The organism is Phycisphaerales bacterium, from assembly GCA_035627955.1.
Lineage (GTDB): Bacteria > Planctomycetota > Phycisphaerae > Phycisphaerales > UBA1924 > JAEYTB01.
The window spans coordinates 248,573-265,548 of the sequence record DASPKU010000007.1; the positions used below are offsets into that span (position 1 = coordinate 248,573).

At 67.8% G+C, this 16,976-nt stretch carries 18 protein-coding genes; 4 read left to right on the plus strand and 14 right to left on the minus strand.

The annotated features are described in order from the left end of the window. Positions 1-72: 72 nt before the first annotated feature. Positions 73-1,107 carry a glycosyltransferase gene (locus VD997_07230; protein HYE61773.1) on the minus strand — a complete coding sequence of 345 codons (1,035 nt, stop codon included), beginning with the start codon at positions 1,105-1,107 and terminating at the stop codon, positions 73-75. Positions 1,108-1,291: 184 nt separating this feature from the next. On the opposite strand from VD997_07230, the gene nadA reads away from it, so the two are divergent. After that, positions 1,292-2,557, plus strand: a complete 1,266-nt coding sequence (nadA, locus tag VD997_07235; protein HYE61774.1) for a quinolinate synthase NadA — start codon at positions 1,292-1,294, stop codon at positions 2,555-2,557. A 58-nt stretch (positions 2,558-2,615) separates the two neighbouring features. Here nadA and VD997_07240 read toward each other — a convergent pair whose 3' ends face one another. Both VD997_07240 and VD997_07245 read right to left on the minus strand, forming a co-directional pair. Further along, complete coding sequence (locus VD997_07240; protein HYE61775.1) at positions 2,616-2,963, minus strand: HU family DNA-binding protein; 348 nt, start codon at positions 2,961-2,963, stop codon at positions 2,616-2,618. Between the two features lie 346 nt (positions 2,964-3,309). Further along, positions 3,310-4,248 (minus strand): hypothetical protein, encoded by a 939-nt coding sequence (locus tag VD997_07245; GenBank protein ID HYE61776.1) that lies wholly within the window; start codon positions 4,246-4,248, stop codon positions 3,310-3,312. Between the two features lie 69 nt (positions 4,249-4,317). Between VD997_07245 and tsaB the strand changes: the two genes are divergently transcribed. Continuing rightward, entirely contained in the window at positions 4,318-5,025 is a 708-nt protein-coding gene (gene tsaB, locus VD997_07250; GenBank protein ID HYE61777.1) for a tRNA (adenosine(37)-N6)-threonylcarbamoyltransferase complex dimerization subunit type 1 TsaB, read from the plus strand. A gap of 18 nt (positions 5,026-5,043) precedes the next feature. Here tsaB and VD997_07255 read toward each other — a convergent pair whose 3' ends face one another. From VD997_07255 to VD997_07265, 3 genes are read right to left on the minus strand one after another with little or no spacing between them, the layout of a single operon-like run. After that, on the minus strand, positions 5,044-5,466 hold the full coding sequence (locus VD997_07255; protein HYE61778.1) for a PIN domain-containing protein: 423 nt from the start codon (positions 5,464-5,466) through the stop codon (positions 5,044-5,046). Continuing rightward, positions 5,453-5,683 carry an antitoxin AF2212-like protein gene (locus VD997_07260; protein HYE61779.1) on the minus strand — a complete coding sequence of 77 codons (231 nt, stop codon included), beginning with the start codon at positions 5,681-5,683 and terminating at the stop codon, positions 5,453-5,455. Before VD997_07260 ends, VD997_07255 begins: the two co-directional genes overlap by 14 nt. 33 nt (positions 5,684-5,716) lie before the next feature. Further along, positions 5,717-6,682 carry a cysteine synthase family protein gene (locus tag VD997_07265; GenBank protein HYE61780.1) on the minus strand — a complete coding sequence of 322 codons (966 nt, stop codon included), beginning with the start codon at positions 6,680-6,682 and terminating at the stop codon, positions 5,717-5,719. Between VD997_07265 and VD997_07270 the strand changes: the two genes are divergently transcribed. Further along, complete coding sequence (locus tag VD997_07270) at positions 6,642-7,661, plus strand: TIGR01777 family oxidoreductase (GenBank protein HYE61781.1); 1,020 nt, start codon at positions 6,642-6,644, stop codon at positions 7,659-7,661. The two genes, VD997_07265 and VD997_07270, sit on opposite strands and share 41 nt — an antisense overlap. On the opposite strand, the gene VD997_07275 is transcribed toward VD997_07270, so the two are convergent. Further along, entirely contained in the window at positions 7,603-8,490 is an 888-nt protein-coding gene (locus tag VD997_07275; protein ID HYE61782.1) for a TerC family protein, read from the minus strand. The two genes, VD997_07270 and VD997_07275, sit on opposite strands and share 59 nt — an antisense overlap. A 220-nt stretch (positions 8,491-8,710) precedes the next feature. Between VD997_07275 and polX the strand changes: the two genes are divergently transcribed. Beyond that, positions 8,711-10,522: a DNA polymerase/3'-5' exonuclease PolX gene (gene polX / locus VD997_07280; GenBank protein HYE61783.1), complete on the plus strand. Its 1,812-nt coding sequence runs from the start codon at positions 8,711-8,713 to the stop codon at positions 10,520-10,522. Here polX and VD997_07285 read toward each other — a convergent pair. The 7 genes from VD997_07285 to recR all read right to left on the minus strand — a co-directional run bounded on the left by VD997_07285 (position 10,519) and on the right by recR (position 16,944). Further along, complete coding sequence (locus tag VD997_07285; protein HYE61784.1) at positions 10,519-11,022, minus strand: hypothetical protein; 504 nt, start codon at positions 11,020-11,022, stop codon at positions 10,519-10,521. The genes polX and VD997_07285 overlap by 4 nt on opposite strands. A gap of 85 nt (positions 11,023-11,107) precedes the next feature. Beyond that, positions 11,108-12,352: an NAD-dependent epimerase/dehydratase family protein gene (locus VD997_07290; protein ID HYE61785.1), complete on the minus strand. Its 1,245-nt coding sequence runs from the start codon at positions 12,350-12,352 to the stop codon at positions 11,108-11,110. A 331-nt stretch (positions 12,353-12,683) separates the two neighbouring features. Continuing rightward, positions 12,684-13,682, minus strand: a complete 999-nt coding sequence (locus tag VD997_07295; protein HYE61786.1) for an NAD-dependent epimerase/dehydratase family protein — start codon at positions 13,680-13,682, stop codon at positions 12,684-12,686. A gap of 101 nt (positions 13,683-13,783) precedes the next feature. After that, a complete protein-coding gene (locus tag VD997_07300; protein HYE61787.1) occupies positions 13,784-14,125 on the minus strand; it encodes a hypothetical protein in 342 nt (113 codons plus the stop codon). 61 nt (positions 14,126-14,186) lie between these two features. Continuing rightward, positions 14,187-14,474 (minus strand): hypothetical protein, encoded by a 288-nt coding sequence (locus VD997_07305; protein ID HYE61788.1) that lies wholly within the window; start codon positions 14,472-14,474, stop codon positions 14,187-14,189. Between the two features lie 55 nt (positions 14,475-14,529). Further along, positions 14,530-16,170: an RNA polymerase factor sigma-54 gene (gene rpoN / locus VD997_07310; GenBank protein ID HYE61789.1), complete on the minus strand. Its 1,641-nt coding sequence runs from the start codon at positions 16,168-16,170 to the stop codon at positions 14,530-14,532. A gap of 96 nt (positions 16,171-16,266) precedes the next feature. Next, complete coding sequence (gene recR, locus VD997_07315; GenBank protein HYE61790.1) at positions 16,267-16,944, minus strand: recombination mediator RecR; 678 nt, start codon at positions 16,942-16,944, stop codon at positions 16,267-16,269. Positions 16,945-16,976: the final 32 nt, after the last annotated feature.

The following is a 16,976-nucleotide window of genomic DNA, read 5'->3' on the forward strand; positions in this document are numbered from 1 at the left end:
CCCGCTCACTTCGTGGGCGGACGCCGCGCGAAGACTCGTCGGGGCTCGTTACGAACGTCGTCTGTTTTCGATTCACTCCGGCCACTCGACCTGCATCGGCCGGTTCTCCGCCGCGGCGATGAGGCCAGCGCGCCACATCCAACGCTTGAGCAGCAGGTGCTGCTGGTACAGCGCATCGCGGAGGGTCGCGCCTGCGGGGCCGTCGAGCAGCGAGGGCGGGAGCTGCGTGAGGGCACGGAAGGTGGGCAGTGCCCGGGCCGCGCCGGTGCGCTCTCGGCGCACGAACTCGCGCGAGTAACTCAGCTCGGGGGCCTCGTTCACCGCCCGCCCGAAAGTGGCGCGGGCGAACGCGGGCGAGGTCTGGGCGACGCCGAAGGCCGCGTAGCCGAGAGAGAACTCGCGGGTCAGGTACGCGTCGGGCTCCATGCGGTGGTCGTGCCACAGGCGGGCATCGGGGCGGTAGAGCACGGGCGCGCTGAAGCGTTCCTTGAGCTTGAAGGCAATCTCGTTGTCCTCGTAGCCGTACCAGGCGGGGAAGACAGTGAAGTTGCCGACCTCACGCACGGCCTGCGTGGGCATCGACATGTTCAGCCCCCACGCGTGGCGGAAGCCCCAGTCCTTGTCGGGTTGTGCGAGTGACTCGGGGGTGTCCATGCCGTTGTAGAAGAACACCATCGACGTCTCTCGCACGAGCCGGTCGAAGAGACGGTCGGGCTGGTGCACCACCCACGGCGATGCCCCGCTGATGACGACCACGCGCCGTTCCGCCCGGGCCTGCTCGTGGGCCCTCAGGTGCGCCTCGAGGAACCCCGGCTCGGGGAGCACGTCGTCGTTGGTTGACAGCAGCACCCACCCGCGGACCGTCGCCATGAGGCGGTTGCGCACACCGGTAAGGCCGACGCGGTCGCCTTCGACCAGCCGCACACTGCCGCGGATCCGCTCGGGGCAGGCGCGACGCGCGGCCTCCGCGCCTTCGGGGTCGTAGCCGTCGAAACCGATGAGCACCTCGAAACGAGATGGGTCGAGCGTCTGCTCGCCGAACGCGCGGAGGCACGCGTGCAGCTTCTCCGGACGCCTGTAGGTCGGGATGATCACACTTATGTCCACGTGAATGGGTTATCGGCCGGTCTCGGCGGGGCGGGTGAACGGAGCAGGCCCTCGCTCGCGCGTCGGGCTCGTTGGACGAAGGCAAGCACCCGAGCGGGTGGATATGCACGTGGTTACCGCGCGAGAGGCGATCCTGCGAGCCGCTCCCTGACGGTCGCGGTTCTTATCGCACCTACAATCACCCATGCTCTGGCAACCGCCCCTCCCAGAGTCCTACACGAAGATGACGCCGGAGAACCTCGCGGCCGCGATCTCGACGCGGCGGCGGGAGCTGGGCGACCAGCTGGTCATTCTGGGGCACCACTACCAGACCGACGAGGTCATCCAGCACGCCGATATCACCGGCGACTCGCTCAAACTCTCGCAGCAGGCAGCGCTTGTCGCCGCCAGCGGGAAGGTGAAGTACGTCGTGTTCTGCGGCGTGCACTTCATGGCCGAGACCGCCGACATGCTCACGCCCGAGGAGGTCGCGGTGATCCTGCCCGACCTGTCGGCCGGCTGCTCGATGGCCGACATGGCCCAGTACGACGACACCGTGCAGGCGTGGGAGGACATCCACGCGAGCCTCGCCGAGCAGGGGTGGAAGGGGACCATCGTCCCCATCACCTACGTGAACTCGTCCGCGGCCATCAAGGCCTTCGTGGGCGAGCACGGCGGCGCGTGCTGCACCAGCAGCAACGCGGGCGAGGTGTTCCGGTGGGCAATGAGTGGCGGGACCACCGGTCGGGAGACCGGTGCCACCCAGGACATCAAGGTCCTCTTCCTGCCCGACCAGCACCTGGGGCGCAACACCGCCTCCGCTTACGGCATTGATACGAAGGCCCACACCTGCCTCTACGACCCGCGCCTGACCCGGCGCGGCCACGCGCTTGGCGGGGCCACGCCCGAGCAGCTGCTGGCCTCGAAGGTCATCCTGTGGGCGGGCCACTGCTCGGTGCACAAGCTCTTCCGCCCCGAGCACTGCGACCAGATCCGCGCTGAAAACGCCGCCAACCCTGACGCGGAGCCCACCACGATCCTCGTGCACCCCGAGTGCGCGAAGGAGGTGGTGGACAAGGCCGACCTTGCGGGCTCGACTGAGTTCATCATCCGCACCATCCGCGAGGCCTCAGTCGGCTCGCGCTGGGCCATCGGCACCGAGGTGCACCTGGTGGCGCGCCTGGCGAAGGAGGCCGCGGCCAGGGGCGTGGCGGTGCGGATCCTCAGCGACTGCCAGTGCCTGTGCACGACGATGTACCGCATCGACCAGCCGCACCTGCTGTGGGTGCTGGACAACCTCGCGGGCGACTCGGCGGGGCGCGACCCCAAGATCAAGAAGCCGAAGGTCGTCAATCAGGTCAGCGTGCACCCCAAGGTGCGCGAGCTGGCGCTGCTGGCGATCGACCGCATGCTGGCGCACGCCGGCAGCGGGAGCGTCAAGGCAGGGCCCACAACGGGCGCGAGGGCATAGGTCCTATAGGTCTTATGAGTCCTATAGGTCCTATGAGTGTTTGGGTTGTCCTGCGGTGTTAGACCCCGACCTTGGCGCCGCTCTTGACCTCAACGATGGGGGCGTGGCCGTTGCGGTGCACGTCGAGTTCGACGCTCTCGCGCATCAGGCGGCCGACCTTGAACTTGACGGCCCGCTTGGCCGGGACCTCGACCTTCTGCATGGTCTTGGGGTTCTGGGCGAGGCGCGCGGCCCGCTCCTTGACCTCGAACACGCCGAAGTCGCGGAACTCGAGCCGATTGCCCTTCTTCAGTTCCACGATCACCTGATCCAGGAACTCCTGGATCGCCTTCTTCGTGTCGGCGCGCTTGAGCTTGGTCCGCTCGGTGATGCGCTCGATGAGGTCCTTCTTCGTGATCGTGGCCATGCGTCGGGTCCTTGTTTCCGCGTTGCGTTCGCTTCCCACTCATCCGTCGGGCGTGGCGGTGGCCTGCCCACTCCCCGCTTATTCGCGGGGCGTCCCACACGTGACTTTTCACCATTGCACTCGCACCGGAAAAGACTCAGGAGTTGCTCGTCCGGTGTTCCCTCCGCCTGCTGTCATCCTCCCACGAATGACGGCTTTACGCGCCGACTCGGGTCCAAGTATGGCGCGCATCAGCCGGTCAGTCAATGGGCTGCGCCCAAGTGCACCAGAATGAGGGCCCCCTTATCACAGGCCATCCTCACGCAATACACATCAGATTTGCTTGACACGCGGGCGGCTGCACCCATCAGAACCGGACCACCACGCCCGCATACAGCCCCTGCAGCGACCCGTCGAAGCTGAACTCCCCGTCCCCCTCGCCCCCGCCCAGGCCGAAGAACACGGCCCGGTAGCCGAGCTGCACGCCGATGTTGGTCCAGGGCCGCCACTGCGCCCCCACGATGATGTCCAAGGAGTATGAGTCATCGCCGGTGGGCAGGCCGCCGAAGGTCATCTGCGCATCCAGCGTGACCTCCTCGTAGAGGTCGGCCGCGAGCTTGAGGCCGATCAGCGGCTGCACGAACCAGTCGCTCTGCTTCTGGCTGGTGACGCCGGTTCCCCCGGAGAGGTTCTCGATCGTCCACTCCTCGGCGTAAATGTGGGCGCCGAACACCACGTCCAGGCGCGGATCAAAGGCGAACGTGCCGTCCGGCTGCCGTTCCTGCGGACGCCCCGCGAAGGTGTACGCCCCCTCAAGCTCCAGAATCGCGAGGTCCAGGCCCGTGCGGATCGTGTCGGAGCTGTCGAAGCTCACGTCGCCCAACTCGCCCGTGAGTCCCGTCGTATCGCGCTCGGCCCCGAAGTAGGAGCCGCGGAAGGTGGCCCGCCAGTCGCCGCGTCGGGCGTTCACTTCGAGCAGCGGCTCGAAGCGGGGGTTGTCCATGTTGAGGTCCACCAGCCGCTGCTTGGCGGGGGCGCCGGTGGTGGTCTCACGCGGCAGGACCACGCGCCCGCTCGCGCCCACGAACCAGCCGGCGGGCTCAATGCTCACATCCCACTTGCTGGGGTCGCGCTCGAAGCCGGCCTGCGCGTTCAACGTCTTGTCGGTCGAGGTGGTGGTCTCGGTGGCGGTCGTGGTCTGCACGTCGCCTGTGGGCCGTGCCGAGTCCTGCGCCCAGGCGCGACCCGCGAGGCCTCCGGCCACCAGTCCGCAAAGTCCCGCCACTCCCAGCACCCTCTGCACCATTGCCGCGCACTCCTGTAAGGCCGCAAGCGTACTCCATGCGGCGCTCCGCTGCCGACCTAGCCTTCAGCGGTGAAGCCCCCACTGACGCTCGGTATTGAGACCAGCAACCCTTCCGCGGCCCCGCCGAGCGTGGCTCTCCTTCCCGGTCTGCCCACCGGGGCAACTGGTGCGCAAGAAGTGCTCTGGCGTGAGACGGTGGGCACGCAGCCCCACACCGACGACCTTATTACCGCGATCGACCGGTTGTTCCGGCGGGCAGGACGCCAGCCGCGGGACCTCACAGCGGTCGCTGTGTCCGCGGGGCCCGGCGGGTACACCGCGGTCCGAATTGCTATCGCCACGGCCAAGATGATCTGCGAGGCCACCGGGGCGGCGTGTCATGCGGTGCCCACGGCGCACGCTGTGGCCGCGCGGGTGGTGCACGGGGGCGTGTTCGGGGTGGGGCTAGGTTCGAAGGGGGAGTCGGTGTTCGTGACGCGATTCGAGGCTCGCGCTGACGGCGGATCGGTGCGGGCGCTGGACCAGGGGCGGCTGATCACGGCCGCGGACCTTGCTGCACTAAGCGCCTCGCTGCTGGTGGTGGACCGGTTCGTGCCCCCAACCGTGGCTGCGCGGGCAGCGGAGCTGGGGATAGGGGTGCGTGCGCCGGAGTTTGATGCGGTGGCGGTGGCGGAGCTGGCAGCGGCGTTCGCGCCGGTGGACCCTGCCGCGCTCGCCCCGATCTACCCGCGCGAGCCGGAGGCGGTGACGAAGTGGCGGCAGTTGAAGGGTGGGTGAGGACGCCGCGGTCGAAGATTAGCTGGCGAAGGGGTTGATGAGCGTGACGCCGTCGATCTCGGGCTGGCTCTGGGCGTCCTGTGTGTACAACAGTCGGACACCTGCGTCGGCGCAGGCCGCGAGCAACATCGCATCCCAGTAGCTCACCTGATACTTCAGGTGGATGTCCCAACCGCGGGCAAGCACCCCAGTGCCAGGGTACACGAGCCTGAAACGCTCAACCAGAAGCTCGACTGCCTTACGAGGATCATCGACATGCCGGTGCTTTGCGCCCTGCTCGCGCTGAATTCGTTCCAACACAGCACCGGTCTCGCACGCGACCTGCCAGAGCAGCACCGTGCCATCGTCTGGAAGCTTCTCCAGAAGTTCGAGCGCTGTCGCACGGTGCGGGTCACCGACCGTGAACGCCGCGACGCAGACGTTCGTATCAATGGCGTTCATGCATCTCGTCGCGCGTGATCGTCCGACCGGGATACTTGAACGCTCCGCTGTCACCGAGCCGGCGAATCTCGGCCATGATCTCCGCCTTCGTTCGCTTGTGACCTTCCTCGACGTGCACGGTCGCACGCACCCGAGCGCCCTCAGGAAGGTTCAGCTTCTCGTCGGGCCTCAGCACCCCATTGGTGTACGTGAAGGAGATTTCGCCGCTGAACTCCATGACCTGATCATACGCGGAGGGCCGGAAAGCCGCTCAGAACTCCCCCAGCCCCTCCACGTGCTTCACCATGCTCGACACATACTTGAACACACTGTCGCAGAAGATCATCACACCCACCCCCTGCAGCCGGTCCCTCCGCAGCACCCGCCTCGCACCCTCGAAGATCAGCCCCGAGCTCGGCCCCGCGAAGAGACCCTCACGCTGGCAGAGCTCCATCACCGCGGCGTACGCGGCCTCGGTCTCCACCTCCAGCACCTCATCCACCAGCTCCGGCCGCAGCAGCTTCGCCACGTGCAGCTCGCTCTTGCTGCGGATGCCCGGCACGTCGTGCCCCTCGGTGGGCTGCACGGCGATGATCTTCACCTTGTGCTGCGGGTGCTTCTCGCGGAAGTACTGGGCCAGCCCCATGGCCGTGCCGCACGTCCCCAGCGAGCAGAACACGTGCGTTACGCGCCCGTCGGTCTGCCGCCAGATCTCCGGGCCCGTCGTCTCGATGTGCGCCCGCTCGTTCGCCGCGTTTTCGTACTGGTTGGGCATCACGTACTTGTCGGGCTGAGCACGGGCGTAGCTGCGGGCCATCCCGATCGAACCCTCGCCCATGCCCGGCGACGGGCACATCGAGTCGGTCATGACGTCCACATCCGCCCCGGCGATCCGCAGGATGACCTTCTTCTCGTCGGGCACCTTCTCGGGCACCACCGCCCGCGCCTTGTACCCCCGCACGCTCGCCATCGCGGCCAGGCTGATGCCGGTGTTGCCGCTGGTGGGCTCGACGATCCCGCGCGTGGCCGAGACCTGCCCTCGCACCTCCAGGTCCCGCAGCATCGACCACGCGGCCCGGTCCTTCACGCTGCCGAAGGGGTTCATCCATTCCAGCTTGGCGAAGAGCTCGAATCCCTCGACCGGCGCCAGGCGCGTGATCCGCACCATGGGCGAGGGGTTCTCCTCGCGCGGCAGCATGTCGAAGACGTCGTCGTACACCCGGGTCTCGGCGTTCATGGCCAATGCTAAACCATCGCCGCCGACCGTGGGGCGCGTCCGCAGCATGGGCTCGCTCGAGTTCACCAGCTGGCCAACACTTCCCCGCGTGCCCCTCCGACTCGCCATCTCCGGCAGCCGCGGCCTCATCGGCGCCGCGCTCATCGAGCAGCTCCAGGACTCTGAGGTCCTGCGGCTCGTGCGGCACAAGCCGACCTCGCCCGCCGAGGCTCCACTCCTGCCGCCCGATCCCGCCGCACTGGAGGGGCTCGACGCCGTAGTCCACCTCGCGGGCGAACCCGTGGCGACCGGTCGCTGGACGAAAGCCAAGCGGCAGGCGATCTACTCCAGCCGCGTCGACACCACGCGCGCCCTCGCCAAGGCCCTCGCGCAGCTCCGCGATCCGCCGCGCACCTTTATCGTCGCATCCGGAGCCCATTACTACGGCCACCAGGGCGACGCCGAGCTGACCGAGGACTCGGGCCTGGGCAGCGGGTTCTTCCCCGAGGTCGTGCGTGATTGGGAGGCCGCCGCAGACCCCGCGCGGGCCGCGGGCATCCGCACCGTACACCTCCGCATCGGCATCGTGCTCTCTCCCCGTGCCGGGGCCCTCGCCGCCATGCTCCCGGCGTTCAGGCTCGGGTTCGGGGTCGTGATCGGTCGCGGGGATCAGTGGTGGCCGTGGATCGGTCTGCCCGACACCGTCGCCGCGATCCGGCACGTGCTGAATACGCCCGAACTCCGCGGGCCCGTGAACCTGACCTCACCACAGCCCGTCACCAGCCGCGAGTTCGCCGCCACGCTCGCGCGCGTGCTCGACCGCGGCCTGTTCGCCCGAGCGCCGGGCTGGGCCCTCCGTGCCGCGATGGGCGAAAAGGCCGACGGCGTGCTGATGAGCACGCGCGTGCTGCCCGCAAAGCTCCGCCGCTCCGGGTTTCAGTTCAGTGAGCCGGCGCTGGAGCAGGCGCTGCGGGCTTCGATGGATCGACCGGCACGTTGACGTTGGGCGAGCCCTTATCGAGCCCGCGCTTCTTGCGGCTGCGGATGTTCAGCACCTCGACAATGAGCGAGAACGCCATGGCGAAGTAGAGATAGCCCTTGCTGATGTGCCCGCCGAAGGACTCGATGATCAGGATCAGGCCGATCATCAGCAGGAACGACAGCGCCAGCATCTTCATTGTCGGGTGCCGGTTGATGAACCGCGAGATCGCCCCGCTCGCCGCGAGCATCACGCCCACCGAGATCAGAACCGCGGCCATCATCACATAGATGTTGCGGGCCATTCCCACCGCGGTGATCACCGAGTCGATCGAGAACACCAGGTCCACGACGAGAATCTGCCCGATCACGGCCCCGAACGTCGCCGCCTTCTTCGACTTGACCTCCTTCTCGGGGTCGCCCTCCACGTACGCGTGGATCTCGTGTGTCGCCTTCCAGATCAGGAACAGGCCGCCCACCGCGATGATGAGGTCCTTCCACGAGAAGTCGTGCTGGAGCTGCCGGCCCAGAACGTTGAAGTCGATGGCGAACAGCGTCTTGTTCGCGAGCTGCAGGATGACGGAGATGAGCGTCAGCAGCCCGATGCGCGTCACCACCGCCAGCATCAGGCCCATCTTGCGGGCTCTGTCCCGCTGCTCCTCGGGCAGCTTGCCTGCGATGATGGCGATGAACACGATGTTGTCGATCCCCAGGACGACCTCGAGCAGCGTCAGTGTGAGCAGCGCGATCAGGTTCGGCCCGAGGTGCTCGGGCGCGATCAGCTGTGAAAAGTCCCACAACGAGGTGTTCGTCGCCGCCGCTGCCGTCTCCGCCGCCATGGTCAGGAACATACAAGGCCCTCCGAGTAGGCGGGAAGGATATCGGAACTCCGACCCTCAGGACGGCCATCACCGCGCTTCGCGGCGCTCCGAGCAGGAACCCCGACCGTCAGGGAGGGACACAGCCGCGCTTCGCGGCTGTCCGTGGTACTGGTTGAACCCGCAAGCGGCGAAGCGCCGCTTCCGCTCCCTTACGGTCGCGGTTCTTACTCACACCCGCCTAGCATGCAAAATGCCCGCCGCGAACCAGGCTCTGGCGTCCCTGCTGCACGAGATGTCCCAGATGCTCGACCTGCTGGGTGAGGATTCCTTCAGGGCCAGCTCCCACGCCCGCGCAGCCCGCGCCATCGAAGACCTGCCCCACGACATCGCATCCATGGACCGCAAGCAGCTGCTCGAGGTCCAGGGCATCGGCCCCAAGATGGCCGACAAGATCCTCGAGTTCGCCGCCACCGGCGAGGTGAAGGAGCACAAGGAGCTCGCCTCGCGCGTGCCGCCGGGCCTGCTCATGCTCCTTCAAATCCCCGGCCTGGGCCCCAAGATCGTCCGCGCCATGTGGACGCAGTGCAGCATCTGCGACATCCCCAGCCTCAAGAAGTGCATCGACGACGGCACCATTCTCGGCGTGCCCCGCATGGGGCAGAAGCAGGTGAACAAGATCAAGGCCGCGATCGCGCTGGCCGAGCAGGGGCAGCAGCGGCTGTGGCTGGGGCGGGCCTACGCCCTGGCTGAGCGGTTCGCCAGCCGCCTGCGCGAGCTGCCCATGGTTGAGCGCGTGGAGCCCGCCGGCTCGCTGCGGCGCGGGCGCGACACCGTCGGCGACATCGACATCCTCGTCGCCATCAGGCCCGGGCACGACCACGAGGCCGCGCAGATTGGTGAGGCCTTCCGCACCACGCCCGGCGTCACGCAGGTGCTGGTCGCGGGCGACAACAAGTCCTCCGTCCGCGCCAGCCTCAACTTCGACGTGGGCCGCTGGAAGCGCACCGTCGATGAGGGCGAGCAGGGCCCCACGATCCAGGTCGACCTCCGCGTGCTGCCCCTCGCCTCCTGGGGCGCGGCCCTCATGTACTTCACCGGCAGCAAGGAGCACAACGTCCGCCTCCGCGAGCGCGCCCTCAAGATGGGCATGACCCTCAACGAGTGGGGCCTCTTCCCCGAGGACGACGAGAAGACCCCGCCCCAGGCCCGCGGCGTCAAGCCAGTCGCCGCCGCGACCGAAGAAGAGGTCTACGCCGCCCTCAAGCTCCCGTACATCCCGCCCGAGTGCCGCGAGGACCGCGGCGAGTGCGACTGCAACACGCCGATCCGCCTGGTCGAGGTCGCCGACATCAAGGCCGAGCTGCACGCCCACACCACCGCCTCCGACGGCCAGCTCTCGATCGAGGAGCTGGCCGAGGCCGCGAAGGCCCGTGGCTACCACACGATCGCCGTGACCGACCACTCGCGCTCATCGGCCGTCGCCGGCGGCCTCACGGTCGAGCGGCTGCTGACGCACATCAACGCGGTGCGCTCGGCGAAGGTCAAGGGCATCACCATCCTCGCGGGCAGCGAGGTTGACATCCTCGCCGACGGCACGCTCGACTACCCCGACGACATCCTCAAGCAGCTTGACATCGTCGTCGCCTCGCCGCACGCGGGGCTAACGCAGGACCCCCCCACCGCCACCGCGCGCATGCTCAAGGCGATCGGCAACCCCTATGTGCACATCGTCGGGCACCCCACCGGCCGCCTGATCAACCGGCGCGCCGGCCTCTCCCCCGACCTCGCGGCCATCATCAAGGCGGCGCAGGAGCACGACGTCGCACTCGAGATCAACAGCCACTGGATGCGCCTGGACCTGCGCGACTCGCACGTGCGCGAGGCTGTAAAGGCCGGGTGCAAGATCGCCATCGACTGCGACGTGCACGCCCGCGATGAGTTCGACAACATCCGCTTCGGCGTGGCCACCGGCCGGCGCGGCTGGCTGACGCCGGAGCTGTGCATCAACACGTGGGACGCGGAGCGGCTGCATGGGTGGTTAAAGAGCAAGGGCGGGCGCTAAGGCCCTGATTGCCCACGCCGACGGCGCCGCCACACGACGAGGCCCACCCCAACCCCTGCCATCAGCAGCGCGATCGGCGTCCCCACGAAAGGCACTCCGAGCAGGGCGATCGCCCCCTGCGCATCCACGTGCAGCACGAACACGTCCAGGTAGAGCAGGAGGATGAGCGCCGTCACGACCACCGCTGCAGGCAATGACGCGAGCAACGCTTCACGTCTGTTCTTCGGACGCGCACAGGTAGCGAGGACACCCCACGCGGCGGTCAGCGGCACGACGTTCAGCAACAGCACAATGAGGAATGCAGGAAGCGGGGTGTCGCGCGACATGATTCCCAGCCCGATCATCGTCGCAACGGCCGCCAACCCAAACACGAGCGGCATCGTGAATCGGTCACCCATGCGCGCGAGCGTCTCCCGCTGCTTCGGAGTGGCCCCGCATTCCGGGCAGTTGCCCCTGGGGTCGGTCGCGCTCAGGTCGTAGTGGCACTTGGGGCACTGCACGCCCGCAGTCTACCCCGTGCACCAAAAACGAAGCCACCGAGATGAGGACATCTCGGTGGCACGATTGTCGTGTGATGACTGCCGATCAGCGGCGCTTCGCCACCTTCTTCTTCGCACCCTTCGCCGCAGCCTTCTTGACCGCCTTCTTCACCACCTTCTTCTTGGCCACCGCCTTCGCCGCCTTCGCAGGCTTCGCCTTTCCGTTCGCCCGCGCGTTGTACCCCGCAGGAATGCCCTGCTGCCACGTGTCCATGTTCTTGGACTCGGGGTTGAAGCCGTCGCCTGGGATCGGGTGGCTCCCCTTGGTGAAGTTGGAAACCGCGCTCAGGTGCGCGGTCTTGGCGTCGTACTTGTCGCGGAACTGCTGCTCGATCCAGCGGTAGGTCTTCTCCATGCCGTCACGCAGGCGGGTGTCGGGCTCCCAATTGAGGTACTGCTGGATCTTGGTGTTGTCGCTGTTGCGCCCCGCCACGCCCCGCGGCGCGTCGAGCTTGTACTTGCGCTCCAGCTTGATGCCCGCGATCTCCTCCGCGATGTCCACCAGCTGGTTGATGCTCACCAGCTCGCTGCTGCCCAGGTTGATCGGCTCCAGGATGTTGCTGTGCGTGATCGTCTGGATGCCCTTCACGCAGTCGTCGATGTACATGAACGACCGCGTCTGCGTGCCGTCGCCCCAGATCTCGATCTCGTGCTTCCCGCTTACCGCCGCGGCGATCACTTTGCGGCAGATCGCGGCCGGCGCCTTCTCACGCCCGCCCTCCCACGTGCCGAACGGCCCGTACACGTTGTGGAACCGCGCGACCCGCGTGTGCAGGCCGAAGTCCTCGCGGAAGTGCCGGCACATGCGCTCGCTGAACAGCTTCTCCCAGCCGTAGCCGTCCTCGGGCAGCGCGGGGTACGCGTCCGCCTCCTTGAGAGCGGTGACGTTGGGGTCCTTCTGCTTGTCGGCGTTATAGACGCACGCGGAGCTGGCGTAGAAGAACTTCTCGACGCCCGCCTCCTGCGCCGCCAGGATCATGTGCGTGTTGCTCAGCACGCTGAGCATGCACAGGGCCTTGTTGTTCTCGATGAAGCCCATGCCGCCCATGTCGGCGGCGAGCTGGTAGACCTCGCTCGCGCCCTTGCAGATGCGGCGGCAGTTCTGGAAGTCGCGCACGTCGCCCATGAGCGCACCCGCGGAGTTCTCCGCCTTGCGGTGCACCTGGTACCACTCGTCGAGCGGCTTGATGTCGGCCGCGCGAACGCGGAAGCCCTGCCGCAGCAGGTCGGCCACGAGGTGACCACCGATGAACCCGCCCGCGCCCGCGACGACAACCACACCCTTGCTCACGCGAACTCTCCTGAAGGCGCCGCAGCGCCGTGATGAAGCCCTTGAGAAAACCCGGCCACCTTCTAGCCGCGCCCGGGCCGATGGGTTCGCCCGGGGACAGCGGGAAAGCGGGGAGAAAGTGTACCCGTGACGCCCGGGCACCCCTCCGTTCTGACGCTCCCAACGCCGATGTTCCCGGACCTTGGGGCGTTCAGCCTACCCGGGTTCATCGGCCGATCCGGGGGGTGACTGAACCTCAGGCAGCCTCGGAGCCGCAAACAACGTTCGCAACGAGCCCCGAACGAAGTGAGCGGGCCACGTCTTCTGCGGCGAAGGATCGCACCAAAACCCCTCACTTCGTTCGGGGCTCGTTCCGAACGGTTCTGAAGAACTCGATCGTGCGGGCCAGCCCCTCATCAAGGGAGGTCTTCGCCTCCCACCCCAGCAGCTCGCGCGCCTTGCCCGTATCCAGCGCCCGCCGCATCACCCCGTCGCCCTTCGACGCGTCCCACAGGACCCGCCCCTGATAACCCGCGTGCTTCGCCGCCAGCTCGGCCAGCTCCCGGATCGACGGCTCCGCCCCCGACCCCAGGTTGATCGCCTGCACGGGGGTGCTCGCCGTCTGCGTCAGCACCCACTCCGCCGCCCGCACCACACCCGCGGCCGCGTCCTCGATGTACAGGAAGTCCCGCGTCGGCCGGCCCGTGCCCCAGCACGTCACCTCGGGGAGGTTCTCGCGGGCCGCGTCCATGAACCGCGCCACCATCGCCCCGCACGCGTGCGTCCGCGCCGGGTCCAGCGTGTCGCCGGGCCCATAGAGGCTCGTCGGGATCAGGTACACCGAGCGAAGGCCGTGCTCGAGCCGGTACGCCTCCAGCATCTGCAGCAGCGCGAGCTTGGCAAGCCCGTACGAGGCGAACTCGGCGTCGGGCTTCCCCGCAAACAGCGACTCCTCGCGGTAGGGCTGCGGGGCGTCCTTCGGGTACGACGTCATGCACCCGATCTGCACCACGCAGCAGTGACGCGCGAGGCCGGTGCGTCGCAGCCCCTCGATGAGGTTCACGCCCATCGCCAGGTTGTCGTAGAAAAACTTCGCCGGGTGCGCCCGGTTGGCCTGCAGCCCCGCGCTGTACGCGGCCACATGCACCAGCACCGTCGGCCCATTCCCGCCGAACGCGTTCGCGAGCAGCGCCTCCGCCTGCCGCGGGTCGGTCAGATCACCATCCGCCCGCGTCGCCGCGAACACATGCAGCGGCGGCACCCCCACCCGCTCCAGCGCACCAACCACATGCCGGCCCAGAAACCCCGCGGCGCCGGTGACCAGGATGCGTTCGCTCGCAAGCGTTGTCATGTCCCCTCACGACGCCGGGACTGAGCCGCTCTGGGCGAAGTCCCGGGTGGAACGCGACGCACTTCGCGTCCTCTCCGCACAGCTGCGACGCGCCGCAACCCTCACACCGTAATCGTCCCCAGATCCAGCGTCTGGTTCGCCACCCCCGATACCCCCGTCTTGCGGTCGGGGTCGAAGTCATGGAACACGCGACTCTTCTTGAGCTCCTGCCCGCCGTGCAGCAGCGTGCAGTACACGTCCGGCTTGCCCTCGTGCGTGAACCCGCGCACATCGACGATCGCGCACACGGCCTCCGCCACCCCATTCCCGTCCAGCCCCGCCTGCCCCAGTGTCGAGCTGCTCATCAGGTCCTTGTCGTGGAACACCACGCGGTACTCAGGCCCCTGCAGCGGCTTCCCGGACTTGTCGACAAAGCGAACGCGGAGTTTGAAGAGGTCGGCCATAGCGGAATCCTAGTGCAACCACCAACCCGTGCCACCGAGATGTCTTCATCTCGGTGTCTGCTCACCGACCGCCCGAAAGCTCAAAGAGCACATACGCCTGCCTGAGCGCGAGCAGCAAGTGCACACCAACGGCAACCACAAACAATGCAAGCAGCGGCCGATCCCTTCGCAGCGGACGGGAGACGACCGCGAGCACCAGACCCCCAACCAGCAGCAGGACAACCTCGACCGCACCCCCGCCGACCCTGCCTATCACCATCATCCAGGCGACGGTGCCCAGCAGCGTTGCAATCACGAGCCCGGTCGCCCGGAGCACCCTCGGGTTCCCAAGATCGAGGCTACACCCCATCGCCCCCTCCGCGCAACTCCGCCCCCTCCGCGAAACTCCGCGGTAGAGCTCCCCCTCAGAACTGCTTCCGCAACCGCGCCGGCGCAATCCCCAGCTGATCCCTGTACTTCGCCACCGTCCGGCGCGCAATCTCGATCCCCCGCTTCTTGAGCTCATCCACCAGCGCCTCGTCGCTCAAGGGCCGCGCCTTGTCCTCGCCGTCGATGACCTCCTTCAGCGCCACCTTGATCGCGTCCCACGCCACGTCCTCGCCGCCCTCGGTGTGCAGCCCGCCGCTGAAGAACTTCCGCAGCGGAACCACGCCCCGCGGCGTCGCCAGGTGCTTCTCCGCCACCGCGCGGCTCACCGTCGCGACGTGAATCCCCAGCTGCTCCGCCACCAGCGTCATCGGCAGCGGCTTCAAGGCCTGCGGCCCGAAGTCGAAGAAGTCCCGCTGGGCCTCCACCACCGCGCGGATCACCCGCAGCAGCGTGTGCCGCCGCTGGCCCACCGCGTCCAGCAGCCACTGCGCGTTGCCCAGGTTGGTCTTCAGGAACTCGCGGTCCTTCTTCTCCATCCCCTTGTCGCGCGACAGGCGGGCGTACTCCTGGTTGATCCGCACGTTCGGCAGGCGGGCATCATTCAGGTACGCGATGTAGCGGTCCTGGTCCGCGTCGTACTCCACGATCGCATCAGGGATGATCGCGCGGTTCGTGTCCTCCACCAGCCGGCGCGCCGGAGCCAGCGACAGCCGCCGCAGCAGCGTCAGCGCCTCTTTGATCTCGTCGAGCCTGAGGCCCGTCTTCTCTGCCACCCGCGGCAGCCGGTTCTGCGTCAGGTCCTCAAGGTGATCAGCCACCAGCACCCGCGCGTTGTGGAACGCCTGACGCGGCCAGCCCAGGTCCTCCGCCTCATCCTCCAGCGCATCCAGCTGCAGCAGCAGGCACTCGCTCGGCGTGCGCGCCGCCACGCCCGCAGGCTCCAGGAACAGCTGCACGGCCTTCAGCGCCCGCTCCAGCTGCGCCACCGTGGGCCGCTCCTTCAGCACCAGCGCCCCCGGCCCACCCTCGCCCGGCGCGGGCTTGCCCACCGGCGCCTTCTCCGCGATCGCCTCCAGCGGCGTGCGCAGGTACCCGTCGTCCTCCAGGAACGTGATGATCAGCTCGCCCAGCGGCCGCAGCGAGCCCTCCACATCCACCAGCGCCCACTGCCCCCGCAGCTGCTCGGTGAGCGAAGCCCCCCGCGCCGGTGCCGCGGCCATCGCGTCGATCTTCGCGTCCCGCTCCCCCGCCGATCGATTCACCGAGTACGTGCCCGGCTCCAGCGAAATGCCCGCGTCGCGGGCCTCCGCCATGAGCTCCGACCGGTCGTGATCGCCGTAATCCGACGCGGAGAACTCGTTGTCGGCCGCGTCAGGGTTGTTCTCGGCAAAGCTGTCGAGCCGCTCGAAGTCATCGCCCGCGGACCCCTCATCGACCGACATCGGCCGGTCCGCCGCCGCCTCCTCGCGCCGCAGCTCCTCCAGCTCCATCCGCACGCCCGGGTCATCCGCGTCGCCGTCCGAAAGCTCGAGCGTCGGGTTGTTCTCCAGTTCCTGCTCGATCCGCTCCTCCAGCTCCGCGAGCGGCATCTGCAGGATCTCCATCGACTGGATCATCCTGGGCGCCAGCTTCATCTGCTGGCCGAGCTTCATGTGCTGGGACGTCTCGAACCGCATCAACCCTCAGATCAGCAGCTCCGCTGCAAAACTCTCCGCTCTCCGACTTCCGACTTCCGACTTCCGACTTCCGACTTCCGACTTCCGACTTCCGCCTCACTCTACCTTCTGCCGCCCCTGGATCGCATCCGCCAGCACGGCCTTGTTCGCGTATTCCAGCTGCGAGCCCGTCGGCAGCCCACGCGCCAGGCGGCTCACCTTCACGCCCCTCTCGCGCAGCTGCTCCGACAGGTACAGGCCCGTGCCGTCCCCCTCTATTGTCGGGTTGAGGCCCAGGATCACTTCGCTTATGGCGGTGCCGCCCGGGTTCGCCTCCGGGTGCGCCAGCCGCTCCATGAGCCGCGGGATGGTCAGCTCGTCGGGCCCGATCCCCTCAAGAGGGCTCAGCCGCCCCATCAGCACGTGGTACAGCCCGCGGTACATGCCCGTCTGCTCCAGCGCGATCAGGTCCTTGGGCTGCTCCACCACCAGCACCAGCGTGCGGTCGCGGTTCTCATCGCGGCAGATGTCGCACGTGCTCGCGTCGGACAGGTTGTAGCACGTCTCGCAATGCCGCACCGTCTTCTTGACGTCGATGATCGCCTGCGACAGCCCCAGCGCCGTCGGCTCGTCGCTCTTGAGGATGTAGAACGCCAGCCGCTCCGCCGTGCGACGCCCGATCCCCGGCAGGCGCGCGAACTCCGCGATCAGCCGATCCACGGCCTTGGGGTACGCCATCCCGCGCTTCAGCGGCGCGGGCTCGGCTCCATTCGTGCTGGAAGGGCGCTTGGCCACAGGTACAACAGTCTACCCGCCCGTATCATCCG

Coding starts and splice junctions, on each gene's coding strand:
- nadA (HYE61774.1), top strand. CDS start 1,292: ATGCTCTGGCAACCGCCCCTCCCAGAGTCCTACACGAAGATGACGCCG.
- VD997_07240 (HYE61775.1), bottom strand. CDS start 2,963: ATGGCCACGATCACGAAGAAGGACCTCATCGAGCGCATCACCGAGCGG.
- VD997_07245 (HYE61776.1), bottom strand. CDS start 4,248: ATGGTGCAGAGGGTGCTGGGAGTGGCGGGACTTTGCGGACTGGTGGCC.
- VD997_07255 (HYE61778.1), bottom strand. CDS start 5,466: ATGAACGCCATTGATACGAACGTCTGCGTCGCGGCGTTCACGGTCGGT.
- VD997_07260 (HYE61779.1), bottom strand. CDS start 5,683: ATGGAGTTCAGCGGCGAAATCTCCTTCACGTACACCAATGGGGTGCTG.
- VD997_07270 (HYE61781.1), top strand. CDS start 6,642: ATGTCGAAGACGTCGTCGTACACCCGGGTCTCGGCGTTCATGGCCAAT.
- VD997_07265 (HYE61780.1), bottom strand. CDS start 6,682: ATGAACGCCGAGACCCGGGTGTACGACGACGTCTTCGACATGCTGCCG.
- VD997_07275 (HYE61782.1), bottom strand. CDS start 8,490: ATGTTCCTGACCATGGCGGCGGAGACGGCAGCGGCGGCGACGAACACC.
- polX (HYE61783.1), top strand. CDS start 8,711: ATGCCCGCCGCGAACCAGGCTCTGGCGTCCCTGCTGCACGAGATGTCC.
- VD997_07295 (HYE61786.1), bottom strand. CDS start 13,682: ATGACAACGCTTGCGAGCGAACGCATCCTGGTCACCGGCGCCGCGGGG.
- VD997_07300 (HYE61787.1), bottom strand. CDS start 14,125: ATGGCCGACCTCTTCAAACTCCGCGTTCGCTTTGTCGACAAGTCCGGG.
- VD997_07305 (HYE61788.1), bottom strand. CDS start 14,474: ATGGGGTGTAGCCTCGATCTTGGGAACCCGAGGGTGCTCCGGGCGACC.
- rpoN (HYE61789.1), bottom strand. CDS start 16,170: ATGCGGTTCGAGACGTCCCAGCACATGAAGCTCGGCCAGCAGATGAAG.